At 66.5% G+C, this 15,958-nt stretch carries 15 protein-coding genes and 1 pseudogene; 13 read left to right on the forward strand and 3 right to left on the reverse strand.

What is annotated here, in order from left to right; translation table 11 throughout:
• Nucleotides 1–6: 6 nt before the first annotated feature.
• From AR540_RS23835 to AR540_RS23855, 6 genes and pseudogenes are all read left to right on the forward strand, one after another.
• Nucleotides 7–1,053: a branched-chain amino acid ABC transporter permease gene (locus AR540_RS23835; RefSeq protein WP_059232433.1), complete on the forward strand. Its 1,047-nt coding sequence runs from the start codon at nt 7–9 to the stop codon at nt 1,051–1,053.
• 59 nt (nt 1,054–1,112) lie between these two features.
• Nucleotides 1,113–2,435 carry an ABC transporter substrate-binding protein gene (locus tag AR540_RS23840; RefSeq protein WP_059232434.1) on the forward strand — a complete coding sequence of 441 codons (1,323 nt, stop codon included), beginning with the start codon at nt 1,113–1,115 and terminating at the stop codon, nt 2,433–2,435.
• 3 nt (nt 2,436–2,438) lie between these two features.
• Nucleotides 2,439–3,185 carry an ABC transporter ATP-binding protein gene (locus tag AR540_RS23845; protein WP_059232435.1) on the forward strand — a complete coding sequence of 249 codons (747 nt, stop codon included), beginning with the start codon at nt 2,439–2,441 and terminating at the stop codon, nt 3,183–3,185.
• 180 nt (nt 3,186–3,365) lie between these two features.
• Nucleotides 3,366–4,133 (forward strand): annotated as a pseudogene (locus tag AR540_RS26740) (MCP four helix bundle domain-containing protein); the annotation flags it as partial.
• Entirely contained in the window at nt 4,125–4,988 is an 864-nt protein-coding gene (locus tag AR540_RS26745; protein ID WP_442963815.1) for a methyl-accepting chemotaxis protein, read from the forward strand. The pseudogene AR540_RS26740 and the gene AR540_RS26745, both read left to right, overlap by 9 nt.
• Before the next feature lie 91 nt (nt 4,989–5,079).
• Nucleotides 5,080–5,682 (forward strand): class I SAM-dependent methyltransferase, encoded by a 603-nt coding sequence (locus AR540_RS23855; protein ID WP_059232437.1) that lies wholly within the window; start codon nt 5,080–5,082, stop codon nt 5,680–5,682.
• A 14-nt stretch (nt 5,683–5,696) separates the two neighbouring features.
• Here the strand turns inward: AR540_RS23855 and AR540_RS23860 are convergent, their stop codons facing one another.
• Complete coding sequence (locus AR540_RS23860) at nt 5,697–6,482, reverse strand: MetQ/NlpA family ABC transporter substrate-binding protein (RefSeq protein ID WP_059232438.1); 786 nt, start codon at nt 6,480–6,482, stop codon at nt 5,697–5,699.
• A 17-nt stretch (nt 6,483–6,499) separates the two neighbouring features.
• Nucleotides 6,500–7,867 (reverse strand): LLM class flavin-dependent oxidoreductase, encoded by a 1,368-nt coding sequence (locus tag AR540_RS23865; RefSeq protein WP_059232439.1) that lies wholly within the window; start codon nt 7,865–7,867, stop codon nt 6,500–6,502.
• 259 nt (nt 7,868–8,126) lie between these two features.
• Here AR540_RS23865 and AR540_RS23870 point away from each other — a divergent pair, with 259 nt between their 5' ends.
• The 7 genes from AR540_RS23870 (at nt 8,127) to AR540_RS23900 (ending at nt 14,806) form a co-directional block, all read left to right on the forward strand.
• A complete protein-coding gene (locus AR540_RS23870) occupies nt 8,127–9,104 on the forward strand; it encodes an aliphatic sulfonate ABC transporter substrate-binding protein (RefSeq protein WP_059232537.1) in 978 nt (325 codons plus the stop codon).
• Nucleotides 9,105–9,482: 378 nt separating this feature from the next.
• Nucleotides 9,483–10,844, forward strand: coding sequence for an NAD-dependent succinate-semialdehyde dehydrogenase (locus tag AR540_RS23875; RefSeq protein ID WP_059232440.1), 1,362 nt, complete (start codon nt 9,483–9,485; stop codon nt 10,842–10,844).
• 16 nt (nt 10,845–10,860) lie between these two features.
• On the forward strand, nt 10,861–11,274 hold the full coding sequence (locus AR540_RS23880; RefSeq protein ID WP_059232441.1) for a cupin domain-containing protein: 414 nt from the start codon (nt 10,861–10,863) through the stop codon (nt 11,272–11,274).
• Nucleotides 11,275–11,288: 14 nt separating this feature from the next.
• Nucleotides 11,289–11,474, forward strand: coding sequence for a tautomerase family protein (locus tag AR540_RS23885; RefSeq protein WP_059232442.1), 186 nt, complete (start codon nt 11,289–11,291; stop codon nt 11,472–11,474).
• A gap of 155 nt (nt 11,475–11,629) precedes the next feature.
• On the forward strand, nt 11,630–12,673 hold the full coding sequence (locus AR540_RS23890) for a lactonase family protein (protein ID WP_059232443.1): 1,044 nt from the start codon (nt 11,630–11,632) through the stop codon (nt 12,671–12,673).
• A 63-nt stretch (nt 12,674–12,736) separates the two neighbouring features.
• The gene (locus tag AR540_RS23895; protein WP_059232444.1) at nt 12,737–14,053 is read left to right on the forward strand and encodes an MFS transporter; all 1,317 of its coding nucleotides are present in this window, start codon (nt 12,737–12,739) and stop codon (nt 14,051–14,053) included.
• 18 nt (nt 14,054–14,071) lie between these two features.
• Nucleotides 14,072–14,806, forward strand: coding sequence for a transporter substrate-binding domain-containing protein (locus AR540_RS23900; protein ID WP_059232445.1), 735 nt, complete (start codon nt 14,072–14,074; stop codon nt 14,804–14,806).
• A 90-nt stretch (nt 14,807–14,896) separates the two neighbouring features.
• Here the strand turns inward: AR540_RS23900 and AR540_RS23905 are convergent, their stop codons facing one another.
• Nucleotides 14,897–15,958 carry an AbrB family transcriptional regulator gene (locus AR540_RS23905; protein WP_059232446.1) on the reverse strand — a complete coding sequence of 354 codons (1,062 nt, stop codon included), beginning with the start codon at nt 15,956–15,958 and terminating at the stop codon, nt 14,897–14,899.

A 15,958-nucleotide genomic window follows, 5' to 3' on the forward strand; every position in this document is an offset into this window, starting at 1 on the left:
CTTCCCATGAACCCTTCCGTCGACGCACTGCCGGCGCGTCCGCTGGCCCCTCGTGCGCCCGCGATTCGTCCCGCGCGCCTCGGATTGGCCGCTGTCCTGGCCCTGGCCTTGGGCATGCTGCCCTGGCTCGGCAACGATTATCTGTTCAATGCCTTGCTGATTCCCTTCCTGGTGCTGGCCCTGGCCGGGCTGGGGCTCAATCTGCTCACTGGCTATGCCGGGCAGTTGTCGCTCGGGTCGGCCGCCTTCATGGCGGTGGGTGCCTTCGCCACCTACAACCTGCAGGTACGCCTGGGCTGGCCCCTGCCGCTGTGCCTGTTCGCCGGTGGCCTGCTGGCGGCCCTGGTGTCGCTGCTGTTCGGCCTGCCCAGCCTGAGGATTCGCGGCTTCTACCTGATCGTTTCCAGTCTGGCGGCGCAATTCTCCATCCTCTGGGCGCTGACCCGCTTCGACTGGTTCTCCCATGGCAGCGCCTCGGGGGTGATCAGCGCACCGCCGCTGGTGCTGCTGGGCCAGAGCTTCGGTGGGCCGCTGGGCCGCTATCTGGCCACCCTGGCGGTGGTGCTGGTGTTGTTCGCCCTCGCTGCGCGGCTGGTGCACGGTGAGCTGGGGCGGACCTGGATGGCGGTGCGCGACCGCGAGACGGCGGCGGCGGTGATGGGCCTGTCGGTGGTACGCGCCAAACTGCTGGCCTTCGCCTTGAGCGGCTTCTACCTGGGCGTCGCCGGTGCGCTCTGGGCCTTCACCTACCTGGGTACGGTGGAGCCCCACGGCTTCGACCTGAGTCGCTCCTTCCAGATCCTCTTCATCGTCATCCTCGGCGGGCTCGGCAGCCTGGCCGGCAGCCTCTACGGCGCCGCCTTCATCGTGCTGTTCCCACTGCTGCTCTCCAACCTGGCCGGCTGGCTGCCGGGCGATCTCATCGCCGCAGGCCAGCTGGAGAACCTGCAGAAGATGGTCTTCGGCGCCCTGATCATCCTGGTGCTGATCAAGGAACCCGAGGGCCTGGCCCGGCTCGCCACGCGCGGCTGGCAACGACTGCAGCGCCGCTGACTTCACTCCCTGCCGACGGGAAGGCCCGCCGGCGCTCCATCCCTACAAGGAAAGTCCCCATGTTCAAACGTCATTTGCTCGGCAGCCTCGTCCTGGCCCTGGGCCTCAACACGTTCGGCCCAGCCCAGGCCGCGGGCGAGCAATACTTCCCGCTGCAGAGCTATCGCGTCGGCCCCTATGCCGCTGGCGGCACCGGCTTCTTCGGTGGCTTCATCGACTACCTGAAGTACGTCAACGCCAACGGCGGGGTGAATGGCGTCAAGCTGGTGTGGAGCGAGTGCGAGACCGAGTACATCGTCGAGAAAGGCGTGGAGTGCTACGAGCGACTGAAGAACGGCCGTGACGGTGCGCCCGCGGCCGCTACCAATCCGCTGTCGGTGGGTATCGCCTATGCCACCCTGGAAAGGTCCACCGCTGACCGCCTGCCGCTGATCACCATCAACCACGGCCGCACCGATTCCACCGACGGCAGCGTCTTCCCCTATGTCTTCCCGCTGCAGCTGAATCCCTATTCGGAGGTCTCGGCCATCCTCAACTGGATCGCCCAACAGGGTGGTGGCGAGGCCAGCCTCAGGGGCAAGAAGATCGTCACTCTCTACCACGGCTCGCCCTACGGCAAGGAGACCAACGAGGTCCTGCAGAAGCTGGCGGATCGCTACGGCTTCGCGCTGACCCTGCTCGAAGTGCCCCATCCGGGCAACGAGCAGCAGTCCCAGTGGCTCAACATTCGCCGGGTCAAGCCGGACTGGGTGATCCTGCGTGGCTGGGGCGTGATGAATCCGGTGGCGATCAAGACCGCGCAGAAGGTGGGTTTCCCGGTCGACCACATCATCGGCAACATCTGGAGCAACTCCGAGGAAGACGTGCGCCCGGCGGGTGCCGCGGCCAAGGGCTTCCTGGCCATCACCACCCACCCCTCGGGCACCGACTTCCCGGTGCTGCAGGGCATCGAGCGCGACGTCGTGGCCAAGGGGCAGAGCGACCTGGCCGATCCCAAGCGTTTCGGCACCGTCTACTACAACCTCGGGGTGGTCAACGGCATCCTCAACGTGGAGGCCCTGCGCCTGGCCCAGGCCAAGTACGGCGACAAGTCCCTCAGCGGTGAGCAGGTACGCTGGGGCTTCGAGCACCTGAAGCTGGACGATGCCCGCCTGCAGGCGCTGGGCGCCAAGGGCTTGGTGCAACCGCTCAAGCTCTCCTGCGCCGACCACGAAGGGGGGGGCGCCATCCGCCTCCAGCAGTGGGACGGCGAGAAGTGGCAGCTGGTGAGCGACTGGGTGCAGGCCGATCGTGCCTTCCTGCGGCCGATCATCGAAGCTTCGGCGCAGCAGTACGCCAAGGAAAAGGGCATCACCCCGCGTGACTGCAGCAAGGAGAGCTGAAGCATGACGACCACCCCCTTGCTGGCGGTCGACGCCATCGAAGTCCGCTACGACCAGGCGATCCTGGCCGTCAGCGGGGTGAGTCTTGCGGTCCAGCCGGGGCAGGTGGTGGCCTTGCTCGGCGCCAATGGCGCCGGCAAGAGCACCACGCTCAAGGCCATCTCCGGGCTACTGGGCGCCCAGCGCGGCCAGCTCGTGCGCGGCACCATCCGCTACCAGGGCCAGGATCTGGCGGGTCAGGCACCGGATGCCCGGGTGCGCGCCGGGCTGGTCCAGGTGCTGGAGGGGCGCCACTGTTTCGGACGGCTCAGCGTGGAAGAGAACCTGCTCAGCGGCGGCTTCGTCCGCCGCCTGGGGCGGGACGCCCGGCGCAACGAGCTGGAACGCGTCTATGCCTGGTTTCCGCGCCTGGCGGCCAAGCGCAAGCACCTGGCCGGGCTCACCTCGGGTGGCGAGCAGCAGATGATCGCCCTGGGGCGCGCCCTGATGGCGCGGCCCCGCCTGCTGCTGCTGGACGAACCTTCCATGGGCCTGGCGCCCCTGGTGGTGGAAGAGATCTTCGCCAGCGTCGCCCGGCTCAACCGGGAGGAAGGCCTGAGCGTACTCATGGCCGAGCAGAACAGCGCCATCGCCCTGGACTACGCCCATCAGGCCTATGTGCTGGAGGGTGGCCGCGTGGTGCAGGCGGGCGTTCCCGGCGAAGGCCTGTCGCGGGAGGCGGTGCAGGCGGCCTATCTGGGAGCGGGCTGACCGCCTCGCCGTGGCTGCTCAGGAAAGACCGACCCTGCGTTGTGGCCCTGACGCGGCGGCAAGGAGGACTGGACGATAATCGCCCGGATTGTGCGTTCCGCCGGGTTGCGAACGCTCAAGGGCACGTCACGCGCACCGATACGCTGAGGCATTACCAATACCTTTGGCGGTGGAGCCTCGATGAACCTGAATAATTACAATATCGGAACCCGGGCAGGACTGAGTTTCGCGGTGATCGCCGCGCTGGTGCTGCTGCTAGGGCTGTTCGGCCTCTATAATGCGCACTCGCTACGCAGCGCGCTGGTCCATACGGAAGACGTCACCCTGGCAGGTAGTCGTTCGCTGGCCCAGATCCGCGACAACCAGCTGGGCATTCGGGTCATCACCCTGCGCATGATGCTCAACCGCGAGCCCGCGGTGCTCACGCCTACGGTGGCCCGGCTCGAGGTATTGATCGGACTGTTGGACAAGGCCATGCAGGACTACCGCCAGGTGGTGACTGCCCAGGGCCTTAGCGGTTTCGAGCAACTGGACGCCACCATCGGCAACTACCGGACCCTGCTCGGCCAGTATCGCAGCCTGTCCGACCGGAATGACCTGGACGGTATGCGCGCATTGCTCAATGGCGGCATCCAGGACGCCTCCAACAAGACCGGGGATCTGTTCAACGCCCTGCTCAAGACCAACGTCGAGGAGAGCAATGCCTATACCGCTGAGGCGACCGCTCGCTACCAGACCATCTGGTTCGGCTCGCTGGCGGTGCTGGGCCTGGCCCTGCTGCTGACGATCACGCTGGCCTGGGCGCTCACTCGCAGTATCGTCAAGCCGCTACGGTCCGCCATCGTGGCGGCTCGGGCCATGGCCGATGGCGATCTGCGCCAGAGCCTGCAGGTACAGGGCCGTGACGAGCCTTCGCAATTGCTCGAAGCCTTGTCCGGGATGCAGGCGAGCCTGCGTCAGGCATTGGGGTTGATCAACAGCACCTCGGACCAACTGGGCGGTGCCTGTGGCGAGGTGAGTCGTATCACCCAGCGCAACCTGGGCGAAGTGGCGCAACAGCACGACGAAATCCAGCAGGCTGCCACGGCGGTCAACGAGATGACTGCCGCCGTGGAAGAGGTGGCCAGCAATGCCGTTTCCACCTCCCAGGCGTCCGACGAGTCCCAGCGGATCGCCCGGCGGGGCAGCCAGCAGGTACAGCACACCCTGGCCACCATCCGGGTGCTGGGACAGGACATGGGCCAGGCGTCCACTGACATCGGGGAACTGGCAGAAGAATCGCAGAGGATCGGTACGGTGCTGGATGTGATCCGCGCCATTGCCGAACAGACCAACCTGCTGGCGCTCAATGCGGCCATCGAGGCGGCCCGCGCTGGCGATGCCGGTCGGGGTTTCGCCGTGGTGGCCGACGAGGTACGGGCCCTGGCCGGACGTACCCAGAGCTCCACCGCCGAGATCGAACAGATGGTCTCGCGCATCCAGAATGGAACGCGCCAGGCGGTGGACGCCATGCAGAACGGTACCCGCCAGGTGGGCGAGACCCTCGTCAGCGCCGAGTCCAGCGGCCAGGCGCTGGAGGAGATCAACCAGGCGATCATCGCCATCCACGAGCGCAACCTGGTGATCGCCAGCGCCGCCGAGGAGCAGGCCCAGGTCGCCCGGGAAATCGACCGCAACCTGGTGAACATCCGCGATCTCTCGGTGCGCAATTCGGAGGCCTCGTCCCAGGTGGGCAGCGCCATCGACGAATTGAATGGGACCTCGGGTGAACTGCAGCGGATGCTGCATCGCTTCCAGTTCTGAGGCGTGACGGAGGTCGAGTTACCTTTGCTCCGGCGCCCCCTTACTGTTGCTACCCTGGGCTGAGCTTCCAGGACAGCAACAGGATTTCACCGTGAACAAGACCTCCTACAACGCCATCGCCGATACCTTCCGCCAGGCCAGGAGCAGCCTCCGAGAAGACGAAGGTCGTTATCTGGACGTGCTCTTGGAGAAGCTGGCGCCTGGTGCCACCCTGCTCGACCTGGGCTGTGGCACGGGGACGCCGGTCGCGGCGGCCATCATCGCCCGGGGGCATCGCGTCCTCGGGGTCGATCAGGCGGCCGCCATGCTGGCCCATGCCCGCCGGGAATTCCCCAAGCAGCGCTGGATAGAGGCGCGCCTGGAAAGCTATGCCTGCGCCGAGCCCTACCAGGGGGCGCTGCTCTGGGATTCGCTGTTTCATCTGGAGCGCCAGTGGCATGCCATCGTCCTGGGTCGGGTGATCGCCGGACTGCCGCAAGGTGGGCGGCTGATGCTGACCTCGGGCGGTTCGACCAACGAGGCCTTCGTCGACCGGATGTTCGACCAGCCGTTCTTCTACGACGCCCATCCCCCCGAGGTGCTGCGCGAGCTCTTGCTGGCGCAGGGCACGCGCCTCCTGGTCGAGGAGTTCATGGACCTGCCCGACGGCGAGCGCAACAAGGGGCGCTGCGCCTTCGTCGTCGAGAAGGTCTGATCAGTCCGCGCGCGTCACTCCTTCCAGCCCGGCTGGTAGAGCGTGCCATGGGCCTGGTCCAGGGCGGCACGGACCTTGGGCGAATGCTGGTAGACATCGATCAGCTTGGCCAGCCGTGGATCGTCCTTGTTGTCTGGCCGCGCGACGAACTGGATGACGTACTCGGGATGGTCGAGACCGTCGAAGAGCAGGGCCTGGTTGGGGTCGATGGTCTTGGCCAGGCGCAGGTAGTGGGGATAGCCCTGGGCCACGTCGACGTCGTCCAGCGAGCGCGCCAACTGCACGGCCTCCAGCTCGACGATCTGGATGTCGCGCGGATTGCTGGTGATGTCGGCCAGGGTGGCGTGGTAGCCAACGCCGGGCTTGAGCGTGATGAAGCCGGCCTTTTCCAGCAGCAACAGGCCACGGCCGCCGTTGATGGCGTCGTTGGCGATGGCCACCCGCGCGCCCTTAGGTACCTCGGCCAGGGTCTTGTACTTCTTCGAATAGAGCCCGACGTTGTTGATGATCCCCGGCGCCACCGCCACCAGGTCGTAGCCGGCGGTGCGCTTGGCGTTCTCCAGAAAGGGGATGTGCTGGTAGTAGTTGGCGTCGATGTCGCGGTTGGCGAGGCTGGTGTTGGGGGCGATCCAGTCGCTGAATTCGACAATTTCCACGTCCACGCCGGCGGCCTTGGCCTCCTGCACCGCCACTTCCAGCGGTGGGGCGAAGGCGGCGGTGGTGCCGATCTTGAGCGGATCGGCCAGGGCCGCGGTGCTGAGGAGGCCGAGGGCGAAGAGCAGGGGGTTTAGGCGGGTCATAGGGCGTCCTTGAGAGGTCAGTCCTGGCGGAAACGGGTGCCGAAGTGGTGGGTGTCGAGGTGGTCGCCGCGGCCGAACAGCTTGTGTCTGAAGCTGCCCTCGGCGTAGGCGGTCTTGTACCGACCTCGGCTCTGCAGCTCCGGGATCACCAGGTCGATGAAGTCGGCGTAGCACTCGGGGGTGACGGTGCGGGCCAGGTTGAAGCCGTCCAGTCCGGTCTCGTCGATCCAGCCGAGCAGGGCATCGGCCACCTGCTGGGGATCGCCGACGATTGCGGTGTAGCGTCCGCCCAAGGCGTGCTGCTCCAGCAACTTGCGGCGGGTCCAGCCGGCGTCCTTGGCGACCAGGCGCTTGAGCGCCGATTCGATGGCCTCGGTCCTCTGTGGGCGGATGGGGTCGTCGAGTCCGTAGGCGGCCAGATCGATGCCCACCGAGGCGGCGTGGTGTGCCACGCCGGCCTCGGCGCTGGCATGGCTGAGGTATTCGGCATGTTTGTCGCGCGCCTCGGCGGCGGTGGGTGCGACGATCACCGTGAGGCCCATGAACAACTTCACGTCATCCGCGCGCCGGCCGGCGGCCACCGCCGCACCGCGCACCCGCTCGACCTGGGTGCGGGTGGCGGCCTGGTCCTGCCCGGAGATGAACACGCACTCGGCATGGCGCCCGGCGAAGGCCAGGCCGCGCTCCGAAGAACCCGCCTGGAACAGCACCGGGGTGCGCTGCCGCGAGGGCTCGCAGAGGTGGTAGCCCTCGACGTCGAAGAATTCGCCGTGGTGCTGGACCTTGCGCACTCGCTCCGGGCGGGCATAGATCCGCTGGGCGCGGTCACGGACCACGGCGTCGTCGGCCCAACTGCCTTCGAGCAGCTTGTACAGGACTTCCAGGTATTCGTCGGCCTGGTCGTAGCGGCGGTCGTGGGCGATCTGGCGGTCCAGGCCCATGGCGCGGGCGGCGCTGTCCAGGTAACCGGTGACGATGTTCCAGCCCACTCGCCCTTCACTCAGGTGATCCAGGGTGGAGAGGCGGCGGGCGAAGGGATAGGGCGGCTCGTAGGTGAGGTTGGCGGTGAGGCCAAAACCCAGGTGCCGGGTGCTGGCGGCCATGGCCGAGACCAGCAGGAAGGGATCGTTGACCGGCAGTTGAATGGATTCGCGCAGGGTCAGGTCGACGTTGCCGCCATAGACGTCGTAGACACCGAGGATGTCGGCGATGAACAGGCCATCGAACAGGCCGCGCTCCAGCAGCTGGGCCAGCTCGGTCCAATAGCCGAGGGTGTGATACTGGCTGGAGGTGTCGCGCGGATGGGTCCAGAGACCGTGGTTGATGTGACCCACGGTGTTCATGTTGAAGGCGTTGAGCAGCACCTGCTTGGTGGGGCCGCTCATGGCGCGGGCGCCTGCTTAGGGGTAAAGGTCCGGAGCACGGCCATGGGATCCTCGGAATCAGGGCAAGGGGAGAGATCCGGTGGTCCGGTATTTATACGATAGCCTCAAGGTCCAGGCAGTTTTAAATAGCTTTTCGGAATAACTTTAGGGTGCGGGCAGAGTCGTGCGGCTCTCTAACCAAATTCCAAATCGGTATTAAGATGCACTTTGCATATTCCTTATCTTGGCCGGCGACTATCCGCCGCCTGCCGAGGAATCCATGGCCGCCATCCGTTTTTCATTGGGCCCACGCCTGCGCCAGGGGCTACTCGCCCTGGGCTTGCTGGGCCTCGCCTGTGCCGCCCAGGGCGATACCGCCCTGCGCATCGGCTATCAGAAGTCGTCCACCCTGCTGGTATTGCTCAAGGAACAGGGCACCCTGGAACGGGATCTGGCAGCCAAGGGCATCACCGTGAGCTGGCATGAGTTCTCCAGCGGCCTGCCGCTGCTGGAATCCCTCAACGTGGGCAACGTGGATCTCTCCGCCGACGTCGCCGACACCGTGCCGGTGTTCGCCCAGGCGGCGGGTGCCAAGCTCACCTATTTCGCCCGGGAAACGCCTTCGCCCCAGGCCCAGGCCCAGGCCATCCTGGTCCCGGAGGGCTCGCCGCTGAAGACGCTGGCCGATCTCAAGGGCAAGCGTATCGCCGTGACCAAGGCTGCCGGTAGCCACTACCTGCTGATCGCCGCCCTGCAGAAGGCCGGTCTGACCTTCGCCGACATCCAGCCGGCTTACCTCACCCCCGCGGACGGTCGCGCCGCCCTTGAGAACGGCAAGGTGGACGCCTGGGTGACCTGGGAGCCCTTCGTCGCCAGCGCCCAGCGCCAGCAGCAGGTGCGCATCCTCGCCTCGGGCGAAGGCCTGGCCAGCTACCAGCGCTATTACCTGGCCGCCACCCCCTATGCCCAGGCTCATCCCGAAGTGCTGGCCCTGGTGTTCGCCGAGCTGCAGCGCACGGGGCAGTGGGTGAAGCAACATCCCGCCGAGGCGGCACGTATCCTCGGTCCGCAGTGGGGTCGCCTGGACGAGGCCACCGTAGAGCTGGCCAACGGCCGCCGCACCTACGATGTCCAGCCGGTCAGTCGCGGGGCCCTCGGCGAGCAGCAGCGCATCGCCGATGCCTTCCACGCGGCCAGGTTGCTGCCCACCGCGGTGGACGCCAGCGCCGTGAACCTCTGGACCCCGACGTTACCGTGAACCCTCCGAGCTGAGCAGGTTTTCACTCAGGACAAGGCCCAGCAACGCCGGGCCTTGTGTCTTGCCCCGCCAAGCCAGGCCGCTCCGGTCGGGGACGCCTATCTGAACCACGCCTCCTGGCGCCCACCACCGGATGCCGGACGCGAGCGCTCGCGCGTCCGGCGAGGCTTCATCGACGCTGTACCTATTAGGTCAGGGCCTACAAGGTCGAGTACCTCTTGTTCGCTTTATCCTGTTGGTATAACGTGATTACAAAGTACCAAAGGCAGTTTGACAGCCGTGTTCTCTGGTCGGGTTTCATGAGGCCCATGGCTGCGCTGTTCAAAATCATTGCAAATATTGTCTTTCGTTGTAATAAAAAACATATGAGGTTCGTTCATGATCGAAGTCGTCAACCCCGCCACCGGGGCCACCATCGCGACCTACTACACCCACACGCCGGCCCAGGTCGAAGCGCGCCTGGCCCAGGCCGCTGCGGCGCAGCGGTCGTGGGCGGAGCGTCCTCTCGCCGAGCGCTGCGCGGCCCTGGTACGCCTGGCCGCCATCTTGCGCGCCGGTCGCGATACCTATGCGCGGCTCATCGTCAACGAGATGGGCAAGCCGCTGGTGGAAGCCGAAGCGGAGATCGAGAAATCCGCGCTGACCTGCGAGTTCTACGCCGAGCGGGCGCCTGGCTTTCTCGCCGATACCCCGGTGGTCAGCGCCGCCGCCGACAGCCGGGTGGTCTACGATCCGCTGGGCGTGGTGCTCGCGGTGATGCCCTGGAACTATCCGTTCTGGCAATTCGTCCGCTTTGCCGCACCGGCTATTGCCGCCGGTAATGGTGCCATCCTTAAGCACGCCAGCAATGTGCCGGGCTGCGCCCTGGCGCTGGAACAGGCGTTTGCCGAGGCTGACCTGCCCACCGGCCTGGTGGCGACCCTGCTGATCGAGGCCAGGGAGGTCGCCGGGGTGCTGGCCGATTCGCGCATCGCCGCCGTCACCCTGACCGGCTCCACCGCGGTCGGCCAGCAGGTGGCCAGCCAGGCCGGCACGCTGATGAAGAAGCAGGTACTGGAACTGGGTGGCTCGGACCCCTTCATCGTGCTGGCCGATGCCGACGTGGCCCTGGCCGCGCAGACCGCAGTCAAAGCGCGTTTCGGCAACGCTGGTCAGAGCTGCATTTCCGCCAAGCGCTTCATCGTCGTCGAGGCGGTGGCCGATGCCTTCACCGAGGCCTTCGTGACCGCTGCCGCTACCTTGCGGCTGGGCGATCCGCTGGAGCGGACCACTCAGATCGGTCCGCTGGCCCGTGCCAGTCTGCGCGAGGATCTGCAGCGCCAGGTGACCCTCAGTCTGGCCGAAGGCGCGCGTCTAGTTCTGGGTGGTACGCCGCTGCCGGGACCTGGCTTCTTCTACCCACCCACCATCCTCGACCGGGTGACGCCCGAGATGACTGTGGCCCGTGAGGAAACCTTCGGGCCGGTGGCCGCGATCATCCGCGTCGCGAACGAGGAGGAGGCGATCCGCGTCGCCAACGCCAGCGAATTCGGGCTCGGCGCTGCCCTCTGGACGCGTGATCTGGCGAAAGCCCAGCATCTCGCCCGACGCATTGAGGCCGGTGCAGTGTTCATCAATGCCCTGGTGGCTTCGGATCCGCGGGTGCCCTTCGGCGGCATCAAGCAGTCCGGCTATGGCCGTGAGCTGGGCGAATGGGGCATTCGCGAATTCACCAACGTCAAGACCGTCTGGCAAGGCTGACCTCAAGGAGTTTTCCATGATCAAGACCAATTCCGATGCCTGGCTGCTCAAACCCGAGGCTATCACCAAGCACGACCGCGGCGGTGGCGCCGCTACCACGCCGCTGGTGACCGCAGGCCTGGGGGCACGCACCTTCATCAACGGCTACACCGAATTCCAGGGTGGGGCGCAGATTCCCTTCCATTTCCACAATTGCGAAGAGAGCGTGATGCTGGTGGAGGGCCAGGCGATCTTCGACATCGACGGCCAGGAATTCACCATCGCCCCCCAGGACGTCACCTATATCCCCGCCGGGGTGCCCCATCGCTTTCGCAATGCCTCGTCGACCGAGCCCATGAAGATCCTCTGGATCTACGGCTCGGCCGACGCCACCCGTACCCTGGTGGAGACGGGCGAAACGCGCCCGATCGCCGCCGAACATCGCAGCTAGCCAAGGAGTCTCTCATGCCGGAAATCATCGTCCATGCAGTTAAGGGCCGTAGTGCGGAACAGAAGAAGCTACTGATGAAACGCATCACCGAAGCCGTCGTAGACAGTTTCGGTGTACCCGCCGACAGGGTTGTGGTGCAGATCGTCGAGGCCGAGCCGGAAGACAAGGCGCGCGGCGGTGTGCCTTACAGCGAACGCTGAAACAGGCACGTCGCAAGAGTTCGCCAGGCGCGAACGCTGCGTTGGCCAAAGGTCAATTTTCGCTGGGCAGCGGGTTGCCTAAGGTGGCGCAAGCGGGTCTGACGGTCGCCATGGCGCGGACGTCGGACCTTTCCAGTCGGTGCCAGGAGAGTCCTATGTACGCCTATGTCGGCAGCCGAACCACCCGTGCCCGTCAGGCCCGCGGGGAGGGGATCAGCGTTTACCGCGTTACTCCCGCAGGCGCGCTGGAACTCGTCCAGGTGGTCGGTGACCTGATCAATCCATCCTACCTGACCCTGAATCGGGCGGGGGACCGTCTCTATACGGTGCATGGCGACGAGCAGGCGGTCAGCGCCTTCGCCGTCGACCGCTCGAGCGGCTGCCTGACCCTGCTCAACCAGCAGGCCAGCGGCGGTTGCAATCCGGTTCATCTGGCGCTGGCGCCGGACGATCGCCACCTGGTGGTGAGCAATCATCTCGGTCGCAGTCTCGCCGTCCTGCCCGTAGCGGAAGATGGCCGGCTGGCGCCGCTGGTCCAGCTGCTGGAGCTGCAGGGCGAGCCCGGGCCGCACCGCCAGGAACAGCCCCATGCCAAGCCGCACTGCAATCCCTTCGACCCAAGTGGCCGCTTCGTGCTGGTGCCGGACAAGGGGCTGGACCGGATCTTCAGCTTCGCCTTTCGCGACGGACGCCTGGTGCCGGTGGCCGAGGTGGCGACCCGCGAAGGGGCGGGGCCGCGGCATCTGGTATGCCATCCGCGCCTGCCGCGCGCCTATGTGGTCAACGAACTCGATTCGACCCTTACCAGCTATGCCTTCGATGCTAGCTCCGGTGTCCTCGAACCCCTGACCATCCATTCGACGCTGCCGGCCGACTTCACTGGCAACAGCCGGGCGGCGGCCATCGAACTGGATCGGAGCGGCCGCCTGCTCTACACCTCCAATCGCGGCCACGACAGTCTGATGGTCTTCACGCTGGATTCCCAGAGCGGGCTGCCGACGCCGATCGGCAGCCTGTCGAGCGGGGGCCGCACGCCACGCGCCTTCGCCCTCGCACCCGATGGCCGCCAGCTGTTCGCCCTCAACGAAGACAGCGACAGCATCGTCTCCTTCCTGGTCGACGAGACCCGCGGAATCCTCGAACCCACGGGCACGGCGGTGCGCTGCGGCAGCCCAGTGTGCCTGGTCTTCAGCCGCTGAAGATCGTCGCCACATCCTACAACAACAAGATCGGCCGCCTCGTCGCGGCCCTGTGAGGCCATCATGAACACTACCCCCGTCACCCGGGAGCAGGCCATCATCCGCAAGGTGGCCTGGCGCATCATCCCCTTCGTCTTCCTGCTCTACATCGTTTCCTATCTGGATCGGGCCAACATCGGCTATGCGGCGTTGCAGATGAACGCCGAGCTGGCTCTGTCGAGCGAGGTCTTCGGCTTCGTTTCGGGCATCTTCTTTATCGGCTACTTCCTGTTCGAGGTGCCGAGCAATGTCATGCTCGAGCGCTTTGGCGCACGGATGTGGATCGCGCGCATCCTGGTCACCTGGGGTGTGATCGCCGCGGCCACGGCCTTTGCCCAGACCGCCATGCACCTCTATGTCCTGCGCTTTCTGCTGGGGGTGGCCGAAGCGGGTTTCTTTCCCGGGATCATCGTCTACCTGACCTACTGGTTCCGTTCCCGCGAACTGGCCACCACGGTGGCCCTTTTCACCGCGGCGATTCCGGTGTCCTACATCATCGGCGCGCCGCTCTCGACCTGGATCATGGACAACGTCCACTGGCTGGGCTGGAGTGGCTGGCGCTGGATGCTGTTCCTCGAAGGCATCCCGGCGGTGTTCCTAGGTGTCATGTGCTACCTCTACCTCACCGATCGGCCCGAACAGGCGCGCTGGCTGGCAGATGAAGAAAAGGTCTGGCTGCTCGCCGAGCTGGAGCGTGATCGCCAGGCGCGCAAGAACGTCAAGCATTTCGGCGCGCTCAAGGCCATGAGCAATCCCAAGGTGCTCTACCTGGCCTTCATCTACTTCGTCTACCAGTGCGGCAGCCTGGGTGTAGGCTACTGGATGCCGCAGATCATCAAGGGCTTCTCGTCCACGCTGAGTCACACCCAGATCGGCCTGATCGCCACCATCCCCTATATCGTCGCCACTCTGGTGATGATCGCCTGGTCGCGGCGTTCGGATCGTCTCGGCGAACGGCGGCTGCATTCGGCCTTGCCGCTGGCGGTCGCGGCGGCGGCGCTGGTGGGGGCCGGACTGGTGCGCGAGCCTTACCTGGCGATCGGCCTGATCAGCCTGGCGCTGGCCGGTCTGTACAGCTTCAAGTCGCCGTTCTGGGCGTTGCCAACGCTGTTTCTCAGCCGCTCCACGGCCGCAGTATCCATCGCCGTGATCAATTCCATTGGCAACCTGGGCGGCTTTGTCGGCCCCTTCATGATCGGCATGGTGAAGGGCAATACCCAGAGCGCCTCGGCGGGTCTGCTGTTTCTCAGTGCGCTGCTGGCGATCGCCTTCATCATGACCCTGCTGATCCGCCTCGACCGTGGTGACGACGACACCCGCGCCGCCGCGGCTACCACCTGACCTCCAAGGAGTTTTCCCATGACCCCCAGCTCAGCGGTACTCGCGGACCTCGCCCCCAAGGGCGCGCTCCGGACGGCGATCAACTACGGTAATCCGGTGCTGGCGCAGCGCGGTGCCGAGGGGCAGCCGGCCGGGGTGTCCGCGGCCCTGGCCCATGCCCTGGCCGAGCGCCTGGGCGTACCCGTGCAGTTCAGCACCTGCGACGCCGCCGGCAAGGTCTTCGCCGCCCTCGAAGGCGACGCCTGGGACTTGGCCTTTCTGGCCATCGAACCGGTGCGGGCGGCGCAGATCGACTTCAGCCACCCCTACGTCATCATCGAGGGCACCTATCTGCTGCGGGACGCCGACCCGGCCCAGAGCGTGGCCGAGCTGGACCGTGCCGGCCGCCGTATCGCCGTGGGGCAGGGCGCCGCCTACGATCTCTATCTGAGCCGCACCCTGACCCAGGCCGAGCTGGTGCGGGCGCCGACCTCGGCGGCAGCGGTGGACTGGTTCGTCGACCAGCGCCTGGACGCGGCTGCCGGCGTTCGCCAACCGCTGGAAGCCTATGCCCGGGATCACGCCGGCTACCGCGTGCTGGCCGACAGCTTCACCGAAATTCGCCAGGCCATGGCCGTCCCCAGGGGGCGCAGCGCCGGCGCGGCCTTCGTCCGTGGTTTTCTTGACGAGCAGATCCGCAATGGCTTCGTCGCCCGCGAGCTGGCCACCAGCGGTCAGTCCGAGGCCCGGGTGGGACCGGCACTGGGCGGCTGACAGCATCTGGACCAGGCTGCGGGCAGAGGTCGCAGCCCGGTCCTCGGCGTTCGCCACGCGGCTGGCAGCGTTGCGCTGTCGCCGCCGGCGCTAGTGCGGTTCCCTGACCACCGGCTCTACCGGGCGTGCAAACCAGCGTCGATACAGCGGCTCGGCCACCGCCATCACCACCACCAGCCGCAGGATCTGCATGACAGTGACGGTGCCCACGCCCAGCCCCAGGGCCTCGGCCGTCAGGTACATCTCGGTGGTGCTGCCTGGGGTCATGCCCAGGCCCAGGGTGGTGAAGGGCAGGGCGAACACCTTGGCCAGCAGCCAGGCGATCAGGAAGGTGGCGACCAGGCAGAGCAGGGTGTAGAGCGTAGCCAGCAGCAGAAAGCGCGGCGAGCGGCGAAAGAAGGCGCGGTCGAAGTGACACCCCAGGGTGACGCCGATGAGCATCTGGGCCAGGTGACTCAGCGTCGGCGGCAGGCTGGTAACCAGACCGCTGGAGGCGGTGACCAGGCAACACAGCGCCAGGGGGCCGAACATCCAGGGATTGGGCCAGCCGCGGCGCTTCCAGGCCAGGGCCGCTACCAGGCCCGCCGCCAGCAGCGGCGCTAGCCAGCGCCAGTCCGGCGGGGGCGGCACGTGGGCGGCATGGGCGATACCTGGCACGCCCCAGAGCATGGCCGGCGGCACCACCAGCACGATGATCACCAGGCGCAGGGTATGGGCGGCGGCGACCTTGGGCGCATCGGCGCCATGGCGTTCGGCCAGATTGATCATCTCGGCGAAGTTCGCCGGCATGAAGGCGAAGAAGGCGGTCTTGCGTTCCGTGCCCAGGCGCTGCACCGCCATGATGCCGAGCAGCGCCAGCAGCAGGGTGGCGACGGCGGCCAGGGCCATCAATGGCAGGTGGCCGACGACCTCGGTCAGTACCGCCGGAGTGAAATGCAGGCCGATGGCCGTGGCGATCAGCCATTGCCCGGCCGGGCGGCCGTGGGGAATGGCGCTGATGCGCCAGCCCAGGCAGCGGCACAGGGTCACCGCGACCAGCGCGCCGGTGATCCAGGGCAGCGGCCAGTGGACCAGGCTGGCGAGCCAGCCGCCGAACAGGCCGACAAAGGGGGTGGGCCACCAGGGGCGAGGCGCGAAGCGGGAGGTCGGCAT

The sequence above is a fragment of the Pseudomonas sp. EpS/L25 genome (assembly GCF_001512295.1).
Taxonomy (GTDB): domain Bacteria; phylum Pseudomonadota; class Gammaproteobacteria; order Pseudomonadales; family Pseudomonadaceae; genus Chryseomonas.

Coding starts and splice junctions, on each gene's coding strand:
- AR540_RS23835 (WP_059232433.1), top strand. CDS start 7: ATGAACCCTTCCGTCGACGCACTGCCGGCGCGTCCGCTGGCCCCTCGT.
- AR540_RS23840 (WP_059232434.1), top strand. CDS start 1,113: ATGTTCAAACGTCATTTGCTCGGCAGCCTCGTCCTGGCCCTGGGCCTC.
- AR540_RS23845 (WP_059232435.1), top strand. CDS start 2,439: ATGACGACCACCCCCTTGCTGGCGGTCGACGCCATCGAAGTCCGCTAC.
- AR540_RS26745 (WP_442963815.1), top strand. CDS start 4,125: ATGCAGGCGAGCCTGCGTCAGGCATTGGGGTTGATCAACAGCACCTCG.
- AR540_RS23860 (WP_059232438.1), bottom strand. CDS start 6,482: ATGACCCGCCTAAACCCCCTGCTCTTCGCCCTCGGCCTCCTCAGCACC.
- AR540_RS23865 (WP_059232439.1), bottom strand. CDS start 7,867: ATGAGCGGCCCCACCAAGCAGGTGCTGCTCAACGCCTTCAACATGAAC.
- AR540_RS23870 (WP_059232537.1), top strand. CDS start 8,127: ATGGCCGCCATCCGTTTTTCATTGGGCCCACGCCTGCGCCAGGGGCTA.
- AR540_RS23875 (WP_059232440.1), top strand. CDS start 9,483: ATGATCGAAGTCGTCAACCCCGCCACCGGGGCCACCATCGCGACCTAC.
- AR540_RS23880 (WP_059232441.1), top strand. CDS start 10,861: ATGATCAAGACCAATTCCGATGCCTGGCTGCTCAAACCCGAGGCTATC.
- AR540_RS23885 (WP_059232442.1), top strand. CDS start 11,289: ATGCCGGAAATCATCGTCCATGCAGTTAAGGGCCGTAGTGCGGAACAG.
- AR540_RS23890 (WP_059232443.1), top strand. CDS start 11,630: ATGTACGCCTATGTCGGCAGCCGAACCACCCGTGCCCGTCAGGCCCGC.
- AR540_RS23895 (WP_059232444.1), top strand. CDS start 12,737: ATGAACACTACCCCCGTCACCCGGGAGCAGGCCATCATCCGCAAGGTG.
- AR540_RS23900 (WP_059232445.1), top strand. CDS start 14,072: ATGACCCCCAGCTCAGCGGTACTCGCGGACCTCGCCCCCAAGGGCGCG.
- AR540_RS23905 (WP_059232446.1), bottom strand. CDS start 15,958: ATGCCGACCTCCCGCTTCGCGCCTCGCCCCTGGTGGCCCACCCCCTTT.